Source organism: Pseudomonas sp. UM16, from assembly GCF_050312595.1.
GTDB lineage: Bacteria > Pseudomonadota > Gammaproteobacteria > Pseudomonadales > Pseudomonadaceae > Aquipseudomonas.
In genome coordinates this window covers 106,482-125,835 of record NZ_JBNPJT010000012.1, presented here as the reverse complement: position 1 = coordinate 125,835, position 19,354 = coordinate 106,482, and the positions used below count along the sequence as shown (strand labels likewise).

20 protein-coding genes are annotated in these 19,354 nt (G+C 54.7%); 5 read left to right on the top strand and 15 right to left on the bottom strand.

Annotation, left to right across the window (positions count from 1 at the left end; genetic code table 11):
- Nucleotides 1-126: 126 nt before the first annotated feature.
- Nucleotides 127-336 (top strand): hypothetical protein, encoded by a 210-nt coding sequence (locus ACQRAX_RS16170; RefSeq protein ID WP_090183864.1) that lies wholly within the window; start codon nt 127-129, stop codon nt 334-336.
- A 169-nt stretch (nt 337-505) separates the two neighbouring features.
- Here ACQRAX_RS16170 and istB read toward each other — a convergent pair whose 3' ends face one another.
- The 3 genes from istB to ACQRAX_RS16155 form a co-directional block, all read right to left on the bottom strand.
- A complete protein-coding gene (istB, locus tag ACQRAX_RS16165) occupies nt 506-1,252 on the bottom strand; it encodes an IS21-like element helper ATPase IstB (RefSeq protein WP_412039434.1) in 747 nt (248 codons plus the stop codon).
- The gene (gene istA, locus ACQRAX_RS16160; RefSeq protein ID WP_412039435.1) at nt 1,249-2,799 is read right to left on the bottom strand and encodes an IS21 family transposase; all 1,551 of its coding nucleotides are present in this window, start codon (nt 2,797-2,799) and stop codon (nt 1,249-1,251) included. Before istA ends, istB begins: the two co-directional genes overlap by 4 nt.
- A 241-nt stretch (nt 2,800-3,040) precedes the next feature.
- Complete coding sequence (locus tag ACQRAX_RS16155; protein WP_177095782.1) at nt 3,041-3,304, bottom strand: hypothetical protein; 264 nt, start codon at nt 3,302-3,304, stop codon at nt 3,041-3,043.
- 112 nt (nt 3,305-3,416) lie between these two features.
- Here ACQRAX_RS16155 and ACQRAX_RS16150 point away from each other — a divergent pair, with 112 nt between their 5' ends.
- On the top strand, nt 3,417-4,457 hold the full coding sequence (locus tag ACQRAX_RS16150) for a hypothetical protein (protein WP_412039436.1): 1,041 nt from the start codon (nt 3,417-3,419) through the stop codon (nt 4,455-4,457).
- Between the two features lie 73 nt (nt 4,458-4,530).
- On the opposite strand, the gene ACQRAX_RS16145 is transcribed toward ACQRAX_RS16150, so the two are convergent.
- Nucleotides 4,531-5,244 carry a hypothetical protein gene (locus ACQRAX_RS16145; RefSeq protein WP_412039437.1) on the bottom strand — a complete coding sequence of 238 codons (714 nt, stop codon included), beginning with the start codon at nt 5,242-5,244 and terminating at the stop codon, nt 4,531-4,533.
- A 240-nt stretch (nt 5,245-5,484) separates the two neighbouring features.
- Between ACQRAX_RS16145 and ACQRAX_RS16140 the strand changes: the two genes are divergently transcribed.
- Nucleotides 5,485-6,441, top strand: coding sequence for a DNA cytosine methyltransferase (locus tag ACQRAX_RS16140; protein WP_274071755.1), 957 nt, complete (start codon nt 5,485-5,487; stop codon nt 6,439-6,441).
- Between the two features lie 57 nt (nt 6,442-6,498).
- Here ACQRAX_RS16140 and ACQRAX_RS16135 read toward each other — a convergent pair whose 3' ends face one another.
- A complete protein-coding gene (locus ACQRAX_RS16135; RefSeq protein WP_274071756.1) occupies nt 6,499-6,903 on the bottom strand; it encodes a very short patch repair endonuclease in 405 nt (134 codons plus the stop codon).
- 293 nt (nt 6,904-7,196) lie between these two features.
- Here ACQRAX_RS16135 and ACQRAX_RS16130 point away from each other — a divergent pair, with 293 nt between their 5' ends.
- On the top strand, nt 7,197-7,898 hold the full coding sequence (locus tag ACQRAX_RS16130) for an HNH endonuclease (RefSeq protein WP_274071757.1): 702 nt from the start codon (nt 7,197-7,199) through the stop codon (nt 7,896-7,898).
- Nucleotides 7,899-8,110: 212 nt separating this feature from the next.
- On the opposite strand, the gene ACQRAX_RS16125 is transcribed toward ACQRAX_RS16130, so the two are convergent.
- Nucleotides 8,111-8,887 carry a hypothetical protein gene (locus ACQRAX_RS16125; protein ID WP_274071758.1) on the bottom strand — a complete coding sequence of 259 codons (777 nt, stop codon included), beginning with the start codon at nt 8,885-8,887 and terminating at the stop codon, nt 8,111-8,113.
- A gap of 914 nt (nt 8,888-9,801) precedes the next feature.
- Here ACQRAX_RS16125 and ACQRAX_RS16120 point away from each other — a divergent pair.
- Nucleotides 9,802-10,353 carry a hypothetical protein gene (locus tag ACQRAX_RS16120; protein ID WP_412039438.1) on the top strand — a complete coding sequence of 184 codons (552 nt, stop codon included), beginning with the start codon at nt 9,802-9,804 and terminating at the stop codon, nt 10,351-10,353.
- 213 nt (nt 10,354-10,566) lie between these two features.
- On the opposite strand, the gene ACQRAX_RS16115 is transcribed toward ACQRAX_RS16120, so the two are convergent.
- The 9 genes from ACQRAX_RS16115 to ACQRAX_RS16075 are packed head-to-tail and all read right to left on the bottom strand — an operon-like array spanning nt 10,567 to nt 19,337.
- Nucleotides 10,567-10,773, bottom strand: a complete 207-nt coding sequence (locus ACQRAX_RS16115; RefSeq protein WP_412039439.1) for a hypothetical protein — start codon at nt 10,771-10,773, stop codon at nt 10,567-10,569.
- Between the two features lie 16 nt (nt 10,774-10,789).
- A complete protein-coding gene (locus tag ACQRAX_RS16110) occupies nt 10,790-11,293 on the bottom strand; it encodes a DUF2514 family protein (protein ID WP_412039440.1) in 504 nt (167 codons plus the stop codon).
- Entirely contained in the window at nt 11,290-11,913 is a 624-nt protein-coding gene (locus ACQRAX_RS16105; RefSeq protein WP_412039441.1) for a glycoside hydrolase family 19 protein, read from the bottom strand. The genes ACQRAX_RS16110 and ACQRAX_RS16105 overlap by 4 nt, the downstream gene beginning before the upstream one ends.
- A gap of 59 nt (nt 11,914-11,972) precedes the next feature.
- Nucleotides 11,973-13,565, bottom strand: a complete 1,593-nt coding sequence (locus ACQRAX_RS16100; protein WP_412039442.1) for a tail fiber domain-containing protein — start codon at nt 13,563-13,565, stop codon at nt 11,973-11,975.
- Nucleotides 13,566-13,579: 14 nt separating this feature from the next.
- A complete protein-coding gene (locus ACQRAX_RS16095; RefSeq protein WP_412039443.1) occupies nt 13,580-14,413 on the bottom strand; it encodes a hypothetical protein in 834 nt (277 codons plus the stop codon).
- A complete protein-coding gene (locus ACQRAX_RS16090) occupies nt 14,413-14,727 on the bottom strand; it encodes a hypothetical protein (RefSeq protein WP_412039444.1) in 315 nt (104 codons plus the stop codon). Before ACQRAX_RS16090 ends, ACQRAX_RS16095 begins: the two co-directional genes overlap by 1 nt.
- Entirely contained in the window at nt 14,724-18,287 is a 3,564-nt protein-coding gene (locus tag ACQRAX_RS16085) for a phage tail protein (RefSeq protein ID WP_412039445.1), read from the bottom strand. The genes ACQRAX_RS16090 and ACQRAX_RS16085 overlap by 4 nt, the downstream gene beginning before the upstream one ends.
- A 9-nt stretch (nt 18,288-18,296) precedes the next feature.
- Nucleotides 18,297-18,929: a tail assembly protein gene (locus ACQRAX_RS16080; RefSeq protein WP_412039446.1), complete on the bottom strand. Its 633-nt coding sequence runs from the start codon at nt 18,927-18,929 to the stop codon at nt 18,297-18,299.
- Nucleotides 18,930-18,980: 51 nt separating this feature from the next.
- The gene (locus ACQRAX_RS16075) at nt 18,981-19,337 is read right to left on the bottom strand and encodes a hypothetical protein (RefSeq protein WP_412039447.1); all 357 of its coding nucleotides are present in this window, start codon (nt 19,335-19,337) and stop codon (nt 18,981-18,983) included.
- Between the last annotated feature and the right edge of the window lie 17 nt (nt 19,338-19,354).

The window sequence follows — 19,354 nt, the reverse complement described above, 5'->3', positions numbered from 1 at the left end:
GGATGAAGAGAGTGAGTGGACAGACATCGCTTGCGCCACCTCAACCAGCGTAACCCGAACCGCTCAGATGTGGTCAGGCGGGCTCAAGGCTATCTTTCATCAATGGTCTCAGTATGAGGATGCCAGATGAGCATCGACAAGACGACTAAATTGACCAGTACCCGTAGTGAAGAAAACGCGAACCTACTGCTGCGGGTTGGATGGACACTTTTACTCATAGCTGATCGTCAAGAAGGTACTTACCAGTGGCTGCTTTATCAGTTCGGATGGCAGCGAGAGGGCGAACCACCTGAAATCACTTTTACCGGTGTTGAGGGTGGCCCTGATCCGTTTTGAAAACGCCGCAACAACGGACTATGACACCAGAACTACCATGACAAGGTGATTCTGCCTGCATTGAAAATATCATTAGAAACAGTCGATTGCATTGCACATGACCAGCTGTTTGCATTCGACTTGACCAATTGCATTCATGTTGACCAGTCGAGGCTCGCACTTGAATTTTTTACGTGCGTCTACGACTTTTGACCCTCCGCATCGATTCGCCTTTTAGCTCGACGACGTGAGACTTGTGAACGATACGGTCAAGAATCGCGTCGGCAATCGTGGGATCGGAGAACAGGTCATACCATTTTTCTTTCGGGTACTGGCTTGTGATCAGCAATGACCCGTTCTGTGACTGCTGGTCGATAACGTCCAGGAGGAACGGGCCAAGTTGGGCGTCAATCCCACCGATGCCCAAATCGTCGATAATCAATAGTTCTGCGCGTATCAATTGCCGACGTAGTTTGGGCATGGTGTGGTCAGCGTAAGAAAGTGAGATCTCTTCAAAAAGCTTGCTGGCGGTGCGATACAGCGTCGCTCGCCCAAGGCGGCAGGCCTGGTTTCCGAGTGCGCAAGCGAGCCAAGTTTTGCCAGTGCCCGTGGCGCCTGTGATGATCACATTCTGACGTCGCGCCAACCATTCACACTCTCCGAGGGTCATGACAGTATTCCGGTCTATGCCTCGGGATGCTTTGAATTCAATGCTGTCCATTGTGGCTTCATTCTCACGAAGCCTCGCGGCTTTTAGCAAACGTCCAACCTTTCTGCTCTCCCGCTCGCTATTTTCGGCGTCCACCATTAAGCCAAGCCTTATATCGAATGGTTCTTTCAGCAGCGCCGGTGTTTCAAGCTGTCGCTCGTAGGCCACGGCCATCCCGTGCAGGCCAAGAGTCATGAGGTTTTGGGCAGTATTGAGGATTGATTTCATAGCGGCTCATCTCCTTGTGAGGCGTAGTATTCAGCACCGCGAATGTTGGCGTGTTCGACCAAGGGGGCGGATCTTTGGTAGCTGGGACGCAGGTCAGATTCGTTCCGAAGGATCGACCGTAGCCGCTCAGAACTCAGGATTTTCAAGCTGTTGGCATAGCCGCACGCGGATTCAAGGCGAGACGGCGTGATCGCCCCCGTGCGAACGTCGCGTTTCAGGCCAATAACGGCCTTCAAACCTGTCGCGAAATCTTTCCTTAGATTGAGGTTGTCCTTCACGAAACGGAGTGTTTCCGGCCCGACAGTCTCAGCCCATACCATCAGCGCTTCCGGCTGGGAGTCTTGAAAATGGCTGTGATTCGGGGCCAAGTGCTCTCTGAGGGTGCTAGTGCCGCGCTGGCGATTGAGCTTGTGCGAGCCGATGACACGGCGCTGATGAAGGATTTCGAGCCAATCGTGTCGCACGCGTAAATCGACAAGAAGATTCGCAAAGTGATAAGGGACGGAGTAGCTGTGCTCTTCAAATTCTACGTGGTAGTCGCTGCCTACCCGAACCTGATACACCCACTGACTGTAGCTGTATCGCTGTTCTGGAAGGGGCTTGAGGGCTGGATAATCAAGCTCAAGGAAGCGGCTGGTTCTGCTCTTCGGGTACGTCCGTGTGATACGACTGTTTAGCTCATCGACCCAGTAGCTGATTTTCTCGTTGAGCTCTTCTAGGGAAAAAAACGTGCTCGCTCTCAGCCTTGCGAGAACGAACCTCTGTACCAGTTGAACGGCAATCTCACCTAGCGACTTGTCTTTCGGTTTACGCGGTCTGGCGGGGTAAATCTGAAATCCGTAGTGCTCAGAAAACTCGGCGTAGGCGCGATTTAAGGTCACCACATCTCTCGTGTTTTTAGTCACTGCTGACTTCAAATTATCAGGCACAACGAACCGGGGAACCCCGTCGAAGAACTCCAGGGCCAGAACGTTGCATCTGAGCCAGTCTGGGATCGTTTGACTGTTCACAGCGGTGGCAAAAATGTATCCCGAGGCGCCTAGCGTTGCCACGAACACCTGGGCTTGGCTGATCGCTCCCGTGTCCGGGTTGGTCACGGGCATTGTCCTGCCACAAAAGTCCACGAAGCACTTGTCTCCGGGGAGGTGAATCTGTCGCATGCTCAGCTTTTGCCTATTGACCCACTCACGATAGAGTCGCGTGAACTGAGCATAAGACACGCCTTCTGGCTCGCTCGTACGAAACTCTTGCCATAGGAGCTCTAAGGTGATGTCAGGAAGTTTTAGCTCTTCATGGACGACGGGCCATGACGGGTAGACCTTCCTTTGAGATGAGGTTCTCTGCTGGGTATGCAGACGCTCCGCGAGCGCTTTGTCGTCAAGGTGCTTTAGCTCTTCCCAGCTTTGCCCGCACTGAGCCAACTGATCGCGAATGGTGCGAACAGTGTTGTGGGACACTTTGGCTAATAGACCAATCTTCCTATTCGAAAGCTTGGGGTCGCTCGCGAGACGTAGCACCTCGCGCTGCGTACCTATTGGCAGCCTCATATGTTCTCCTCGCGACAGGCATGTAAATGCCTCACAAGTCGCGCCGTGTGAAAATTGCAGACAAACGGAAGGTGGTCGACTTGACGCCGAACGCGAGGGAACACAGAATGATGGCGCATAGGGCTGAAAAACCTAATACCATCAAAAAAGCCTAGGGCTCCACCCCTGGGCTTTTTTGTGCTCCAAATCCACCGGCTAACTCCTAGCCTGGTCTCATTGCCATACTCCTCATATGCCTAGTTCATACGGTCTGCTGCCGTGCGCAGCGCTGCGTGGCAATCCAACATGCGACCTCTTTGGACAGGGCAAAGAAGCCCCGACGATTGGGCACCTCAAACAGGGGAACGTCGATAGTCCCGCGCTGTTTGGCTTTTCGAAACGCGTCATAGGACGCGTATCCCAACTCTCTCCACAGCGCACTGCCACCCACCATCAGGCCATATCGATCTTTGAGATCAAGCTCTAATTCGGATGCCAGATTTTGGATTTCAAGGGGCTCGCGCATCGCACTTAATGTCCGGTTTGGTCACAGTTAATAGTAATAAACTGCCCCCTTGCGCTCCAGCCGTAAGGCGTCTACATTTTTTACGGTACAAAGATCGATTGAGGATCTTTAAGTGTCTGATTTTAATAGAATTGCAAAAATTTATTCGGAGTTCGCAGACAGCTTGCGCAAATCAATTCCGGAAAATAGCTCTCCCCGGAGCAACACGGTGAAAATGCTTGCTGTGGGCTATTGGTTTGAGGGCCTGAGGCAGCGGACAGGCCTCAAAACGGCCTATGCCCTTGAGCTGTACTTCGAAAAAGAGTCGTTTCGAAGAAATACGAATGGCACGATCCGGCATTACCGAAGCAAGTGGTCTAGGTACGAACAGAAAATTATCTCGCCCAAGGCCGAGACCTTGAGCAGAGTGGAGCTGCTAGCACCTGGATCCTCCCGCGACCTGAACCACCCCATATGGACGTTGATGAAAGAGATCTCCCGGCAACAGGAGATCAACTTCGACAGTTACTTCCGAACGCTAAACACCGAAGTCCAACTGGTGCTTTACCGCAACACCAGCAACATGATTTGGGACAGTGTTCAGCGCGAGCCAATCACTCAAGTTCTACTCGAAAAACTCGAACGCAGGGCAAGCCTGGATGCCCTCGCTGCGCTGATCGCGATAGTGGTCGAAGCGGATCATCTGGGTCGAAAATCTGTTGCTATCAAGGCAGCAAACTCCCTACACAAAGTACTTCTGATGCTGGCGATGGAGCTTCAGGCGCGCGGGGTTGCCATTGGCCTAATCGATTGGCTGGCGTTCAACGTCTTACCTCTTGGCGTGCCTGCGCACTTGCAGATCTGGATGAGCAGCGCTGACTACATCCACGCATCAGCCCATTTGAACACCATGGTTTACCAGCATCCGGAAAGGCGCGGAAAAACCTTGCCTTGGAAGCTTCGTATCAGGCTGATGTGCAAGCTTCTTGCCGGGGATATGGGAATTGACGTTCTGCACGCAATGCGTCCGCAGTTCGAGTTGCGGGAAGACATCGGGGAAATCGCGGGCGAGTTGGTCGAGGAGTTTAAGAAGACGTCGGCACTCAGAACTTGGGGGTGGATGTGCATCGCTGATGGCACACCCCAGGTAGTGCCCCCTGTAGCGCTGCTGTAGCCTTCCCATCATTCGCTAGGCGAGTGGTCAAATCCAATGCAAATGCCTGGTCACGTCCGATGCAAACGACTGGTCAAGACGAATGCAAACGGGTGGTCAAGTGGAGTGCAATTTCCCAAATCTTGCTGGGAGCGTCAACCAATACTGATAAGTACGATATCTGTGCAGGCGTCTTCACCTCCTCCAGAGAATCAACAATTTTACTGATCCAGGGTGCATGGCTGAGCACGTACATTTGAACCTGCTGACGCAACAAGAGCTGGGCGTTGCTTCTCGGCTTGTAGCCATTGATGTACGGGAGCTCCAAACTCGCCAGGACGGCGCTGATGTTCTGGTGCTTTAGCTCGACCGAGCCCTTACTACGATTATTGAGCTTTTGTCGAAGATTGGCATTGTGCTCCGACTTGTTGAACCCTATGCCTTCAGACTCCATGCGGAGCATTTGAAAATAGTCCTCAATCGCTTCTTGCACCTCTTGCTCTGTCCAGTGCCCAGCAACGCGCTGCACCTCGAAGCCCAAGGACTGCATCAGAAGCTCAACGGTCGATTCAGCACCGACAAAATCCGTACCAGTCAACGGCCCCAATTCCGGGAACTGCTTACCGAAAGCTACTCCAGCAATGGCCTTTGAGTCACAAAGCTCTCCGGTCCTAGGATTGATAACCATGTACTTTAGAGACTTTTCAAATGCATAGCGTTTCAGAAAAGCACGTCGTCCAAGCTCTGCGAATTCATCCATCGCCATCTGAACGGCGACCGGGCTTGCGAGGAGAGAAACTTGAGGCATTAGGTAGTTGCGTCACTGAAAGACTGATAGCACAACACCATCAGATTTTTCCCACGCCAAATCAAGCGGAATCGTTGCAGTACACACGGAGTCACTAGAAATTCGCTGCGAGCGGAGATGCAGACTAGATCTCAATGTGAGGTGCATCTCATCGTCGGGAATACCTGTCTATCCATACACCATGCTACTATCACCCTTTTTTTGAGCAGCTCCAGATTTGCGGCTGACATAGGAGACAGAATGAGCCTTTTCACGTCATTGGAAATGTGTGCCGGAGCGGGTGGTCAGGCTCTCGGGCTCGAAATGGCGGGGTTTGGGCATGAAGTACTGGTTGAAATTGAGCCTCCTGCTTGCGCCACATTGCGCCTTAACCGCCCCGAGTGGAATGTACGGGAAGAAGACCTTCGTCAATTCAATGGCTTGCCATACTTTGGCGTAGATCTGGTTGCAGGAGGGGTGCCTTGTCCCCCATTTTCGAAGGCCGGTAAACAGCTAGGTGCCGATGACGAACGTGATCTTTTTCCCGAGGCAGTTCGTCTTGTAGACGAATGTCGTCCTAAAGCGGTGATGCTGGAAAACGTTCGTGGGCTTCTTGATCCTATGTTCGAAGACTACCGCACTAACGTAGAGAACCAACTCAAAAAGCTTGGATACGTCCCAGCTTGGCGCTTGCTGAATGCTTCTGACTTTGGGGTAACGCAGCTACGCCCACGAGTTGTTTTCGTTGCCATAAGGAAAGACTACTCCGAAGGTTTCTCCTGGCCCGAGCCAAGCCTTTGCACCCCTCCTACCGTTGGTGAGCTTTTACATGACCTTATGAAAGCAGATGGCTGGCGCGGGGCCGATGCATGGAAAGAGCAAGCAAACACCATTGCTCCAACATTAGTTGGAGGCTCAAAAAAACATGGTGGACCTGACCTTGGCCCCACTCGAGCAAAAAAAGCATGGGCATCCATTGGTGTTTGTGGAATGGGGATTGCCGACGCTCCACCTGCAGAGTTTTTTGATGGAATGCCAAGATTAACGACTCGAATGGCTGCGCGTATCCAAGGGTTCCCTGACAGCTGGCAGTTCCATGGAAAGAAGACCGCAGCATATCGACAAATCGGTAATGCATTCCCCCCACCCGTCGCTGCGGCGGTCGCAACACAAATATTCAAAGCTTTGTCGAGTAAGCGCTTGGTACAGGTTGCCTAGCAAACACTCTTGCAAGTGGGCAATACGAATTGATTGAGTGCCGAGTTCGTCTTGCCCTTAGCCCAAGAATATCCTGATCCGCCGCTCCAGGTCACTCAGGTCACTTGTCTCGCAGCCCCATATTGTCATCACACGCCACCCCATTTGCATAAGCGCCTCTGCATTTTGAGCATCACGCTCGCGGTTACGCACTAGTTTGGATTGCCAATAGTCAATATTAGACTTGGGAACTCGAATACCTTGACATCCGTGCATATGCCAAAAGCACCCATGGACGAAAATGACCGCCTTTCGGCCAGAAAAAACCAAATCAGGCTTTCCCGGCAAGTCTCTCCGATGAAGCCGAAAACGGTAACCGCAGCGATGTACCAGCCGCCGCACCAGAAGCTCTGGCTTCGTATTCAAACTCCTGATAGCTCGCATGTTTGCACTCCGGCGGAGCTGCGAAATTTTATCCACCATACGCTCACCTCATTTTATCCCCCTACTGGCTGCTTTTTTATCATCTGTGCTACTGCCCGCTTGCTCGGGGCGTATTTGTGGGACAAAAGGCAATGGGGCAAGGCGCTCCGGCAACTGAGCACCGAACCGCTTGACCGTTCGTTAGCTGCTGCCTGCGCATATAGTTCTCCATAGTATCGGCTTTCCCAAGTATCACACCTCCATTTGGCTGCGTTAGCGTCCATACGACTAATGGTGACAATTCATGTACGTCTCCTTTAGACTTTAAGCTCCGACAACGGCAAGGAACGAAAATGAACAGCCCTCCGCTTTGGCAGGACCCTACCTTGGGCGCAGCCAAACGTGTAGCGCATTACTTGGCCACAGTAATTGGCGAAGGCCAGAAATTCGAAAAGGCATTACTTCGAACTATCGTGCCCAACACTGAACAAGTAGATCGCCGTATGCGTGATCTACGGAGAGTCGGGTGGAAAATCCGCAATTATAAAGACAGCGGAAGCCTAAAGCCGAATGAGCTTTTTCTCGAGCATATCGGCGACGCTGTCTGGGCAGAAGGCTATAAGTGGCCGGAAGATGGCCTGACCGCTGGAAAACGGCGCAAAGTATTTGACCGTGATGGACGCCGCTGCATGGTTTGTGGCATCGATTTTGGTGATGAGTATTTCGACAGGCCTGGAGTCATCGCCCGTCCAACTATCGGACACATTACACCTAAAGAACGGGGAGGCACTAACGACGTCGAGAACCTTAGGCCCGAATGCCATCTCTGCAACGAAACCGCTCGTAATTTAACCGAACAAGCAGTGGATGTAGAGTTGCTGAAAAGACGCATTCTTGAGCTCCGCCGCGAAGATAAGCGCCAACTTGCACAATGGATGCAAGCGGACAAGCGTACCTACACTGATGCCGAACGACTTTGGGCTCAATATAACCAGCTTCCCAAACCTGCACGGGATGCGCTGCGGATTGCTGTAAACGAAGCTATTAAATTTTGAACCGGAAGGTTCTACGTTACAAGGTAGCAAGCTCCTTAAGTGAGGCGGGGCGTTGATAGGGCGAATGAGCCCGTTTCATGAAGCATGCCCATGTATGATTCCCTACGAGGGACAATTCCTAATTTGAAGCGCAAATGCTACCGCCGTCGTGCTTTGGCGACCGCCTCTCGCTGCTGCTAGGTGCGGTCGTCTAAAGCGAGTGTCCGATCAATTTATATAGGGCCAGGGTTGCAAAGAATCACACGATCGAGATCGTAAAGATCTGCCTCCCTAGAAACCTTGTTTTTTATAATCAATGTCTGTTTCATCCAAGGTTCCAGTTTTTTGATTTTTCTTGCCAGCGCCGCTCTGCCACCCTCACCCGGCGGGTTGTCATATACAAAGAGCGCGCATCCGGTTTCACCATCTATGGCTGTGCTCAACAGATCGTTGTCCTGCCGCTGCTTGTAGAGTACATAACTGGTGTAGACCGTGGTCGCGAGTGCGGCGGCGCAAAGAAAAGCACAGCCAATCATCGCCGCCCTCGAAAACCGCAGCTCGGGATAAGCTTTTGCTATAGCTCTCTTGCTCATGAATTCGGTGACCAGTTTTCCGTCGACAAGAACCTGGTCCACAGAAAAACCCTGATAGACGTTGAACAGTTCTATCTCGATTTTTTCATTCGGAGGAGTGTTGTGAAACACAAACTCTTGGTTCTCGCTGTCGTGATCCCACTTCACTGGGGCGCTACGACGACCATAGCTGACCTTGGGCCTGAACTTGAAGTCTCCGCTATATAGAACTCGTATTTCAGCTTTGGAAACCCCTGAATAGTTGTACACGACGAGAGCGGAGCCAGTGTAGGTACTCACGATATTTAGATTCTCATCGGTGATGGCTTCCAGAACCTCCTCGGGAAGAGAAAGCTGGTAAGGACCGATAAACTTCCAGCCTACAGCCTCCGGTAGCTTCTCTCCCAGATTGACCATGGCAAGTAACTGATCAAACACAACAAGCCCTCTAGCAGCCAAAAATAGTTAAATATCCTGATTGTGCTGAGATTCACGTTTCAGTCTTAGGCCATCGTGATCGTTTGCATCAGGAGACAAAGCTTACCGATATCAAATGACGGTCGTCATTCAATAGCTGGTCCAGGCAGAGCTTCTTGCCTGGGCGTTAGTAGGTACGCGGTGTCCCCGGGCAAACTTATCAGCATGACCTGGCGGCTAAGAAGCTACGCGGGTTCGCTATTGGCTGACTGTAACTATCGTGGTAGTCGCCACCCGCAGCTAGGGCATGAGGATGGCCTGGTCGTATCGCCACTGACTGCGTGCCGCTTGCGTGACGGTAGGAAATTGGAACTCACTACTCAGGCACAGGAACGGTAGCATTACCAGTAACTACTCGGGTGCCAGGTTTCGCAGTTGATCGAGGGGACGAACATGGCACCAGCCACTGATTCGAGAGGATCAGGAAATCAGGATGAAGAAAAAACCGAAGTTAATCGTAAAGTCACTGGGGCCAGAAACAACAAAGCCACCCGAAGGTGGCTTAGTCGTTCTAAATAATGGTCGGGACGGAGTGATTCGAACACTCGACCCCTTGCACCCCATGCAGCGGACCAAACAGCGCTAACCACATGATTTAATTGAAAATATAGCCTGCACAAAGTCGCCAAATAATGTGGTTTTCTGCTGTTTTGCAAACGGAAACACGCGGCATTTAGCTTGGGTTTTGCGCAACCTCAACGGTTTTCAAGGCCGTGATACAAGCGCCCAAGCCCTGCTGTGCGAGTGGCGCAATCAACTAAATAAAGATGAAACGGCACGGCTACAAGACCCAATTTACAAGGCCTGCTGCTTCGGTTTTGGAATCGATTTCTGCTACGATGGTAACCCTCTTTTGAGCTGAGGAAGCCCCCTTCATGAGCACTTCCGAGACAGTCACTTTCGATGCGGGCGCTTGCCCATGCAATGCGGGTCGGTTGGTCAAAAGGGTTACCTCGCAGGGCAACCCCTGGAGCGGTGTAGACGTCGCCTTCAGCATTGATTGTCCTGCCTGCACGACCGAGTGGAGAATTGACCGCACTATGATGGTTCTCCGCTCCAGTGAATCTGCATATTACTCCGCCTTGGCGGCAGACCGAGTCGCCAGAGACGCCGTTCACGCGCTGGTGCTACCTTTGATAGAGCACTTTCTGAAGGAGTTAGAGGCTCCGAACAAAAAGGCTTTGCATACAGAACTCACCCGACTGAACCTCACAACCATGTCCTACCGGCAATTTCTTGAGCATATGCGAAGAGGCAATAATGCTTCCGCAGCTGTTACGTCCACTCGAAATCCAGGTTGGCTCAGTTCGATTGCTGATGCGCACGGGGTCAGAGACCAGCTTGACAGGCTATCTCAAACGCTGAAGTCGACCGGACAAGCTTGTACGCATGCTGCGCAGCAGGTGGTCCGAAGAAAAATTCAATGAGCTTACGCCTGGCCCCTATGACCTACCAGTATTGCAACAGTATTGGTAAAGATCAGCTCCAGGCCTTGCCAGCCGTGGCTTATGCATTGCAACTGTCTAATATGCACTTGCCACTTTAGGCGCTTTTCGACCAGCAAACACATAGGTTTAAAGCCTAGTTTTAGACAGCAAATCCCGCCCTTCGGCGTCCTGCCGACCGAACACAATCCCCCTTTAATGAAGGTTATGCCCTGGCCCGCCAAGCACCCGAAACTGGTACTCCTGAACCGCATCAAACAGAGACTCAGCCTCAAGCCGCAAGCGCTCCACTTCCTCTGATGGTGCAAGTAAATCCCGAGCCTCATGGTAACGGCGCAGCGCATCGACTGCCTGGCGCGTAAGAAGCTCGCTGGCCGCGACCTTCTCTTTTAGATCCTTCATGCCCTTGCTGTCCCTGTTATTTGGTCAGGGCAGTATAGGCAGCCTCACAGGTTAGTCCTCTACCCCGGCTTTGATCAGCATCTGCCGCCAAGTCTCCCGCTCTTTCATCAGCGCGCTTGAGCACGTCGGCAAGCACCAGGGCGACACGGGAAGCTGCTGCGCTTGCAGCGGCAGTGCAGGAATGGCTGCCGGCCGAACTTGCGGCGCGGCTGGCGGCTCGATCTGCTTCGTCCCGCAGGCTGAGATCAGCGCGAGCATCGGCAGCATCAGCCACCGCTCGGTCAATGATTTTCTGTCCATCCTGAACCGCCTTGTTGATTGATCGTTGTCGAGCTTGTTCCATTTCGCGTGCGGCCACTTCGGCCAAGGCCCAGGCCTGCTGATCACCGGCGTCACGATCAGACCAGCGCACCTGCCACTCCGCATTCATGGTCGAACGACCGTGTTGATAGGTTCCCCAGAACGCGGCGAGCACCAGAGCAAGCGACACGGCCGCACCGACAGTGCGCACGCTAATCACGCCAGCACCTTCAGCGCTCGGTCATACAGTGCCTTTCGCTCAGCGGCTCCGTGCGGCACCCGACCAGGCTTGCCGGTGTTGATCACGCTGCCGATGTCTTGGAAGCGGCCGGCATCGGCCAGTTCATTCAGGCCGTGCTTCGTCCACCACCAAGCGGCAGACGTGGCGGCGTGTTCTGGCTGCTCGAGCAGTTCGGGCTGCTCCTCAAGCGGCAGGCCAAGTCCGGTACTGGCACCGCCATAGTTCGCCCGGCCGGTGAGCTGAATCAAGCCGCGCCCACGGTACCGCCAGCCATCACCAGGGCGAGTGTTTCCCATGCGCCCGCTGTACACGGCGTTGGCGATCTTCTCCGGCTGCCGCGCGCATTCCTTGGCCTGGGTAGCGTCAAATCGAGTTGGCCAGGTCTTCATCAATGCTTCGGCGCTGTAGTTCAGGTTCTCGACCAGGTTGCGCAGCTGGCCAGACTCATGGCCGACTTGCGCCAGGAACGCGGCCACGCGAACAGTGCTGTCAATCTTGTAGCGAGCCATGGCCCGGTTCAGCGCAGGCAAAAAAATGCCCGCGACTGGGCGGGCGTTAGGAAGGATCTGCAGCAATTGCTGCTCAGTTAAAGGAAGCACAGCTTTCTCCAGGCAAAAATAAACCCGCTCGATGGCGGGTGCTTTGGGTGCGGTAGATGTCAGGTGGATGCTTCGAGGGCGGCAAGTCGCGCCTCCAAAGCTTCTTGGTTGGCTTGCAACCCGGCGGCGATAAACATATTCAGCTCGTCGGTGCGGAATGAGTAACGGTCACCGGCTTCAACGCCTTCGGTAATTACAGTCACTTGCTCATGAGTAAATTCCCAGAAAGTGCCTGCATCCGTTGATGCTGCTGACTCCTCAACGTCTTCCATGACCGTATATTCGGGAGCCTCGTCGGTTGCTTTCACATAAACCCTGCCGAGGCGGGTTGCTTGTACAACCTCATCGACAGCATCCCATTTGTCATAACAGATGAACCCGTAAGTCATCGGGTCTAAGCCGCATGAGGTCATGATCTCGATAGCGCGCTGTACTGTCAGCCCGACGTGGTGACGGGCAGCATCACCTTTTTCTTCGACCATCTTCAGCCAACGATAGGTGCCGATCTCTTTGCTGAGCAGCTTGGCCGCGCTGATTTCACCAGGTGACAGGGCAGCGACTTCGGTTTTCTCGCGGGCGTCAGAGGTGTTGATTGCACCCGAACCGGCATAGACCACGCTCCAGCGTCTGTTAGAAGCCCCATTTGTTAGACCATTATCAATGGCTGAATGAAGGTTGTAACCAAACACCGCGTTTTTGTCGTTTAGGTTGAAGTGCAGAGGGGTTGTACCGGCTGTCCCCCCAAAACTACTCAGCCTGTGTTGGAATTGGAAAGCTCCACCAGAAAGAACCATCCAAACACCACCGATACTACTGGTCGAATCTTCACACCAGAGGCCGGGGGTAGGCCCTCTATACCTAAGCTGAGAGCCGGTAAAGGTTTTGATGCCTGCGATTTCTTGGTTCATCACAGCGTTAATGTTTTCGTTGTACTGCTGTAGGTCCCAGCTCCCCCAAACACCATTGAACTTCGACCGGGCATACTTGATAGACCCGGTTCCTAGCTGAAAAAACTCCTGACACGCATAAGCCGGATTACTGTGCTGCCAATGCTGCAAATAGCTCTGTGCAGCACCAACCTGTGGTGGCCGTCCGGTTGTGGACCCATTGCCGGTGTAAAAGCCGGTTGTAGCGATTCCATCGAAGTCGTTGTCAGGCGGCAAAAGCATCCCCGCGCCGAGCCCGAAGGCGCCCATTTTCAGAGCAGCACCGGCAGATGAGTCATAACCAGAGGACTGCAGGGTTGCCGTTGCTGCCGTCCCTAACCCCAAATTGGTACGGGCTTGCGCTGCAGTTGTGGCATCTGTTCCACCCTTGGCCAGCGGAACTACATCCTCGGTCGAAACAGCACCAAGCCCGGCAAGAGTGGCCCCCCACTGGGCGTTTACCTCTCTGAAGCTGTCAGCCAGTGCCTTGGGGTAGTCCTGCATGGGCTCAATGACGTAGGCGCCAGCGGCCACCGTTGGGCCTTGATAAGCAGGGAGAATGCTGAGCACGGTAGCGCTCGCGATGTTCGCCACCTCATACCGGCGACCGTCAGGCCCCTGGAACGCATCGCCTACTCGGGAATTTACTGCGAAGTTGGTGCCGGTACCGGTCACCGTAGTTTGGCCAGCTGTAACCGCGACCGTGCCTGCTCTGTACCAGGGCATGGACTGCTCCAGATTTAATTGAATGGGAAAGGAAGGTTTTCTGTACGGATAACGAGGGCCGTTGGCCGGACGCTGGGGATGTTGAAGTACAGATCCGTGGTCGCGTTGCCGACCAACTGCGTCGACCTGGTCGCCACAGAGAACATGAATCTCACGCCGCCGGTCACGCCGCCCGCGCCTTCTGATGCTGCGACGGTATAGGGATAGTAGTTCGAGCCCCAGATGCCACAGCCACGGGTAAAAGTGATGGCCGCCGCAAACTCGCCCGCTGAAATTGGAACGGTGACCCTCGACACGATGTTGACTGGTGCGCCTGCGATCAGTGCCCCTCTGGTGGTAACGCCGCCGTTATAGGGCGAGGTCCAGTAGCCAGGGGTGTAGGGTGTACCTGGGGCTGGTGGCTGTACTGTAGCCACAATGTTGAGCGGATACTGAAGCGAGTTGAACGTGAGAACGCCGTCCTCTCTAAAACACTTCAGCCCTGCTCCATTCAACGTGTCCCGCATCGTGTCGAAGTAGTAGTACTTGGTCGCACTGGAGCACCCGACAAAGTAAAACGTGGTTGTGTCTCCGCTCTTTGATGACCCAGCTGGACAACCATCGCCGCTGATAAAAACTATTGGGGCGACCGCACCGGTCACAGAGAAGCCAAGAACCGGCTCCATCCGCGAGGTGTCCTCCACCCAGTTACTGCCATTGCCAGGGTCCAACTGGGCAGACCTCAAGAGCAGGCGTGGCCACGACGTCTGCGCGGACAGGTAGCCGCTCTTCAGTAACCCATAGGTGATTTTCTCGGTATCAAAGAGCGGGCTACCGTCCTCTTTGAAAACTCGCAGACCTGCTGACATCAGTAATACCCGTAGTGAATTCGGCAGCTCATCGAGTAGAACCCCCAGCCGGACGCGTAGGCATAAGCCCAGCTGAGGGAGGCACTCGATGCGCCAACGGTCAGCGTCACCCCTGGGCGCTTGCCCAGGGACTTGTTTTGAGCACTCAGGTCGGAAACCGCATAGAACAAAGTTTTGCCAGCCGGCGGCAGCGGGATCGTTGCCGAACCGTTGGCGGCGCCGGTATCGACGTAACCCATCATCTGGCTGATAGAGCTGGTCATGTCGAGCAGCACCAGGCCGCTCGGGCCATAGACTTTCAACCCTGAGCTCATACGCTCACCCCGAGATCGATCGCCAGGTTGCCGTTGGCGTGATAGATCCTCACCCGCTGATTGGTAATCGTCAGGCGCCCCTGCCCTGGAACGTTCCCGTTGATCTCAAAGGTGCCACTCTTGTTGAGGATCCAGCCCTGCTGCCCGGCCACATAGTTGGTTGAGCTGATGTAGCTGCCGATCTTGGCGTTGGTGATGGTGCCGTCTTCAATGAAGGTGGAGCCTAAGAAGTTCTGCCCATTCTTGATAATGAATGGATAGTCCAGCGCTCCCGCGGATGATGGGTTTGCAAAGGCAATCTGATTGGCGGTGAAGAGCAGAGTGGACTGCAAGCCTCCAGGTCCGTTTTCGATACCCGCTCCGATGCCTGCAAACACCAACTGGCCGTTCGCGTTTGCTTGAAACTTCATGCTCCACATCAGGCTCAGATCGCCAGAAAGGTCCGCGACCACCGAGGAGGTTTCCTGAATCGCAACCGAGTTCTGCCCAACGGTTACTCCCAGTTGAGAAAGCTTCGTAGCGCTAGCGCTCTCATTCGTAGCTACAACTCGCTCAAGCTCGGTGAGGTTCGCCTCGTTGGCAGCCACCTTCGCATCGAAGGTAGTCATCCTTTCAGCGGTCGCCCGGTTCTCCGATGCCTGCACTTTACGTTGCGTTGCAATGGCGGTAGTACTCTCCCAACCCTTAAGCGCGTCCGCCATAGCCCCTGCCCCGCCGTCGTCACGGTAGGAAGCCCGCAACACTTCAAGGGATGTGGCCTGAGCGGTAACAACGCCGTCCAGCTCGGTGATGTCTGCCGTGTTGGTCGCGACTTGCTGGGCCAGACCATTGGCAGACACCACGGACTGTCCGACATCAATCCAGTAGGTGGCATTGGGTGGCCCGTTTGCACCAGACGAGTTCGCCGGCACAGCCTGCTTAGCCTGGTAAATCCTGCCGTCAACAAAGACCATCTTGTCCTTGGTGTAAGCCTCGTTCGGGTTGTAATCCTTAAGGCCATCCAGGCTATCGATCTGTTCCTGCAAGCCCGGGATCTTCTGGATTAGCTCCAGCACGTCCTGGCCCAACTCGCTCTCAGTGATCCGGCCGCCGAGTAACTCAAGGACTGGCCCTGCGTCGGAACCGGACTGACCGAATGTCCAGGCTGTCCAAGGTCCCGTGTTGCCAGTGCGGTCTGCAAGGCGTGCCCGGAAAAACCTAGTGACGCCTGCGGCCATTCCGCTCTTCAGGTAGGTCCTCGCTGGGTAAGCTACCATCGAAAGCTGCACCGGATTTTCACCGTTACCCGCAAGGGACTCTTGTATCTCGGTGTAGAAGGTATCGGCAGCGCCCCCAGGGAATGCCCAGTTCAGGCGGATACCAAAGAGCTCCGTGGCAGCGCTGAAGCTTGCCAAGGCTGGTGGTTCGCCGGTCTTGCCGTAAAGCTGGGTAGGTTTGGAAAACGCCCAAATAGAACTACTTCCAGCAACACCCACTGCTGCCACCCGCGCGATGTAGACGCCGCTGTAAATCCCTTTCACTTCCATGGCTGCGGTATACGTGACTCCCGCATAGATCCAGTCGCCGTCGTCACGCTTCCACCACACGTTGTAATGCTGTGCACCACGGGGAGCGTCCCAGGTGATGCGCATAGTTGCTACGTTGACGCCCTGGCTGACCGTATCGAAAGTCGAAAGCTCGATGTTCGATGGCGGGGTCTGGACTGCGCCGGGCAAAACGCTGGTGGGCGGCGTTACGATTTGAGCGCCATTGTCGATCGCCTCAAACTTACTGGCATTGCGCTCGACAGCGACGATGTCGTACTGCAGCTTGTCGTCGCCAAAATTTTCGTTGACGGTCAGCACCCGATAGGTCTCGGCTACAAGCTCAGCAGTCTCAATGGTGTAGATCGATTCCTTGACTGGCACCTTAGAGAACGACTGCGTTACGGTCACCAGCCGCCCAACAATGGAGCGGATGATCCGCGTCTCTGCCACGCCTTTTGGCAGGATGACCACCAGGGTATCGCCAGCTGATGCCGCTACATCGTTGTCCAACGTAACAGTAGTAGTGGTTGCGGCCTTGAGGCGCCCCCCAATAGGCAATCCGGCGAAGTTCTCGTCAGCTACGCGGATGATGTCGCCTGGTCGGCAAATGGTGCCATCCAGGCCCACGCTGAAGTTGATAGTGCCGGTTTCCAGCCTGTTGGTCAGAAGGATGTACTTGCCGGCGCGTTGCGCTTGCCCTTGTGATACGCAGCCGAAAGCGGTGATCTCTGTTTCGCGAATACCGTAGCGACCAATTGCGGTCTGGTCCTGGACATACTCAACACGCTGGTTGCCGAAATTCTCTCGGTCACTCCACGCGACCTTGGCCACGCTGAAGCGAGTCGACCCGCTCGAACCTGGACGGTTGAACTTGCCATCAATGACGTTGGCGTTAGTGTAGGTATACACCGGGTCGCCCGGCATGTCGGCGGCGCAGGCTACTTCGCTGCCAGCGTAGTAGCTCATGCCGCGGAAGACACTGGCCAGGTCCTGCAGAACGTTCAGTGCGTCCGCCCGCGACTGCAAGTAGACGTTGCAGGTAAACCGAGGCTCTTGGCCACCCTTCCCGTTCGACACTTGGTGGTCGCAGTACTGCGCGATCTCGTACAGCCCCCACTTGTCCACTTGGCCAGCGTCGATGAAGCGGCCCAGGCCGTAGCGATCGTTCAGGACGATATCGCGCCAGATCCACGGCGGGCAGTCGGTCCACGCAAGCTTGAATGTGCCGTCCCAGTTCCCGGTGTATGTGCGGGTGGCAGCGTCATAGTTGCTTGGCACTTGGATAATCCGACCACGTATGCGGTAGGCGCGCTCAGGTACCGCCGAGAACTGGCTTGCATCCATCTTCAGGCCGCAGAGAGCGGTGTATGGGTACTGAAGCTTGGCGTCGATGACTTCGGTGTAGGTGCCGATCGAAGTCGTAGCCTGAATCCGCGAGTCAGTCGAGTCTGGAGTTGTTCGGCGAACGCGGATGCGCCAGCCGGAAGTAGCCTTGGGGAACTCGATCCGATGCGAGCGCTGGTAGCCCGTGGTTGTCTTGCCGCTGAAGGCTGCCTTCAGCACCGTCTTGTAGTCGCCGTCATCAGTGGAAAGGTCGATCTCGTAATTGACCGTGTAGCCGACCATATCGCCGTCGCTCTCGGTCCGCACCAGCGCACCTACCGCAAGCTGGATGCGAACCGCAGATAGCTCTAGGTTGCTAAATGACTGCACCCAGGACTGACTCGCCTCGAGCTCCACACCAACCGACGTTTGGGACTCAACCGCAGGAAAACCTGCGATGTGGTCCTGATCATGCTCGCCAGTGCGCTGCTCCCACGTCACACCGCTGAAGTTCAGGCTTCCGTCGCTGTTCGCCAGCGGTGTCTTGTCCAAGTAGATGGACTGAGCACCGTTGACCAAGCCGACAATTGGGCCCTCACTGATGCCGTCCAGAATGTTTGCGTAGCTGACGTTGATCAGGCTGTCTGGGCTTTCTACAGGCGCGTGCGGCTTGGACCCACCTTTGGAGCCCAAGATAGACATGTCAGTCATGGAGTGCCTCTATTGCTGATCTTCGGCGCGGATGCCGAGGGAGAGCTGCGCAGACCCGGTTGTCATCTCTCCATAGCAGAGAGGTACCGGGTTGCCCTGAGTGATGGTGTTTTTGATGCCGGAGAAGTTGTAGCTGGGGCGGTTATCGGCAGCTTCGCTCGAGCCAATCCCGGTTTGTTGACCGGTAGCCAGCTGGGCAACGCCTCCGATTGCAAGGGACAAGCCAACCATCCCAGCCGCACCGGCGAAGCCGCCGGCGGACAGCGCAGCTCCCCAAGCGGACGCAGATGCAAGTCCAGCCACACCGGCAGTTGCAATAGTGGCTGCAGCCATGAGTGCAATGCCCAGTACTACCTGCAGACCGCCACCGCTTTTTCTTCCCTGCACTATTGGCGCAATTCTAATAACGGCAGCGCCAGGCGGGTCAGCCAATTCGTCCTTACTGATGTTCCGCTTTCCATAGAAGACGGCAAATGCCAGGCCTCTCTCCTTCGAGAGTGCCAAGTACCGCTTGAGCTCAGGGAACAGCACTCCCAACGCTTTTACGGCCTCGGCCGATGAATTGACCGCAAGTAGGTGAGTACGCCCAAACAGGCGGCCAAGCTCGCCATGCAGGCGAATGGTGCGAACCCGATCGACCATATTTTCTCCAGGCATAAAAAAACCCGCCGAAGCGGGCCTTGTTGTTAGCAGTTAAAGACAACCTTCAATGCTTTTGATCCTCCTTTCGGTGACATAGCTCGGACGACCGACGTTGCTGAAGAAGTCGATTCTTGTCTCGCTACCTACTCGGTAGAAGTCGGCAAGTTCTCGATTGAAGTCGTTGAGGACTGTCTCGCCTCCACCTGGTCTTGGCTGCAAGAAGACTCGATAACGAGTCCCCGCAAGCGAGTCATTTTGCCAGGCGAACAGCGTGCACTTTGCAAGGTCAGATTGATCTTTGACTGACCTGTAGGTTTCGAGAGGACCTTTTTCCCGCGCCTCTTCGACAGACCAGGTGCAACCAGTAGCGAGCACAGCGGCTGCGATCAAACCTAGGGCGCCCTTCATGCGAACCTCCATGGAAA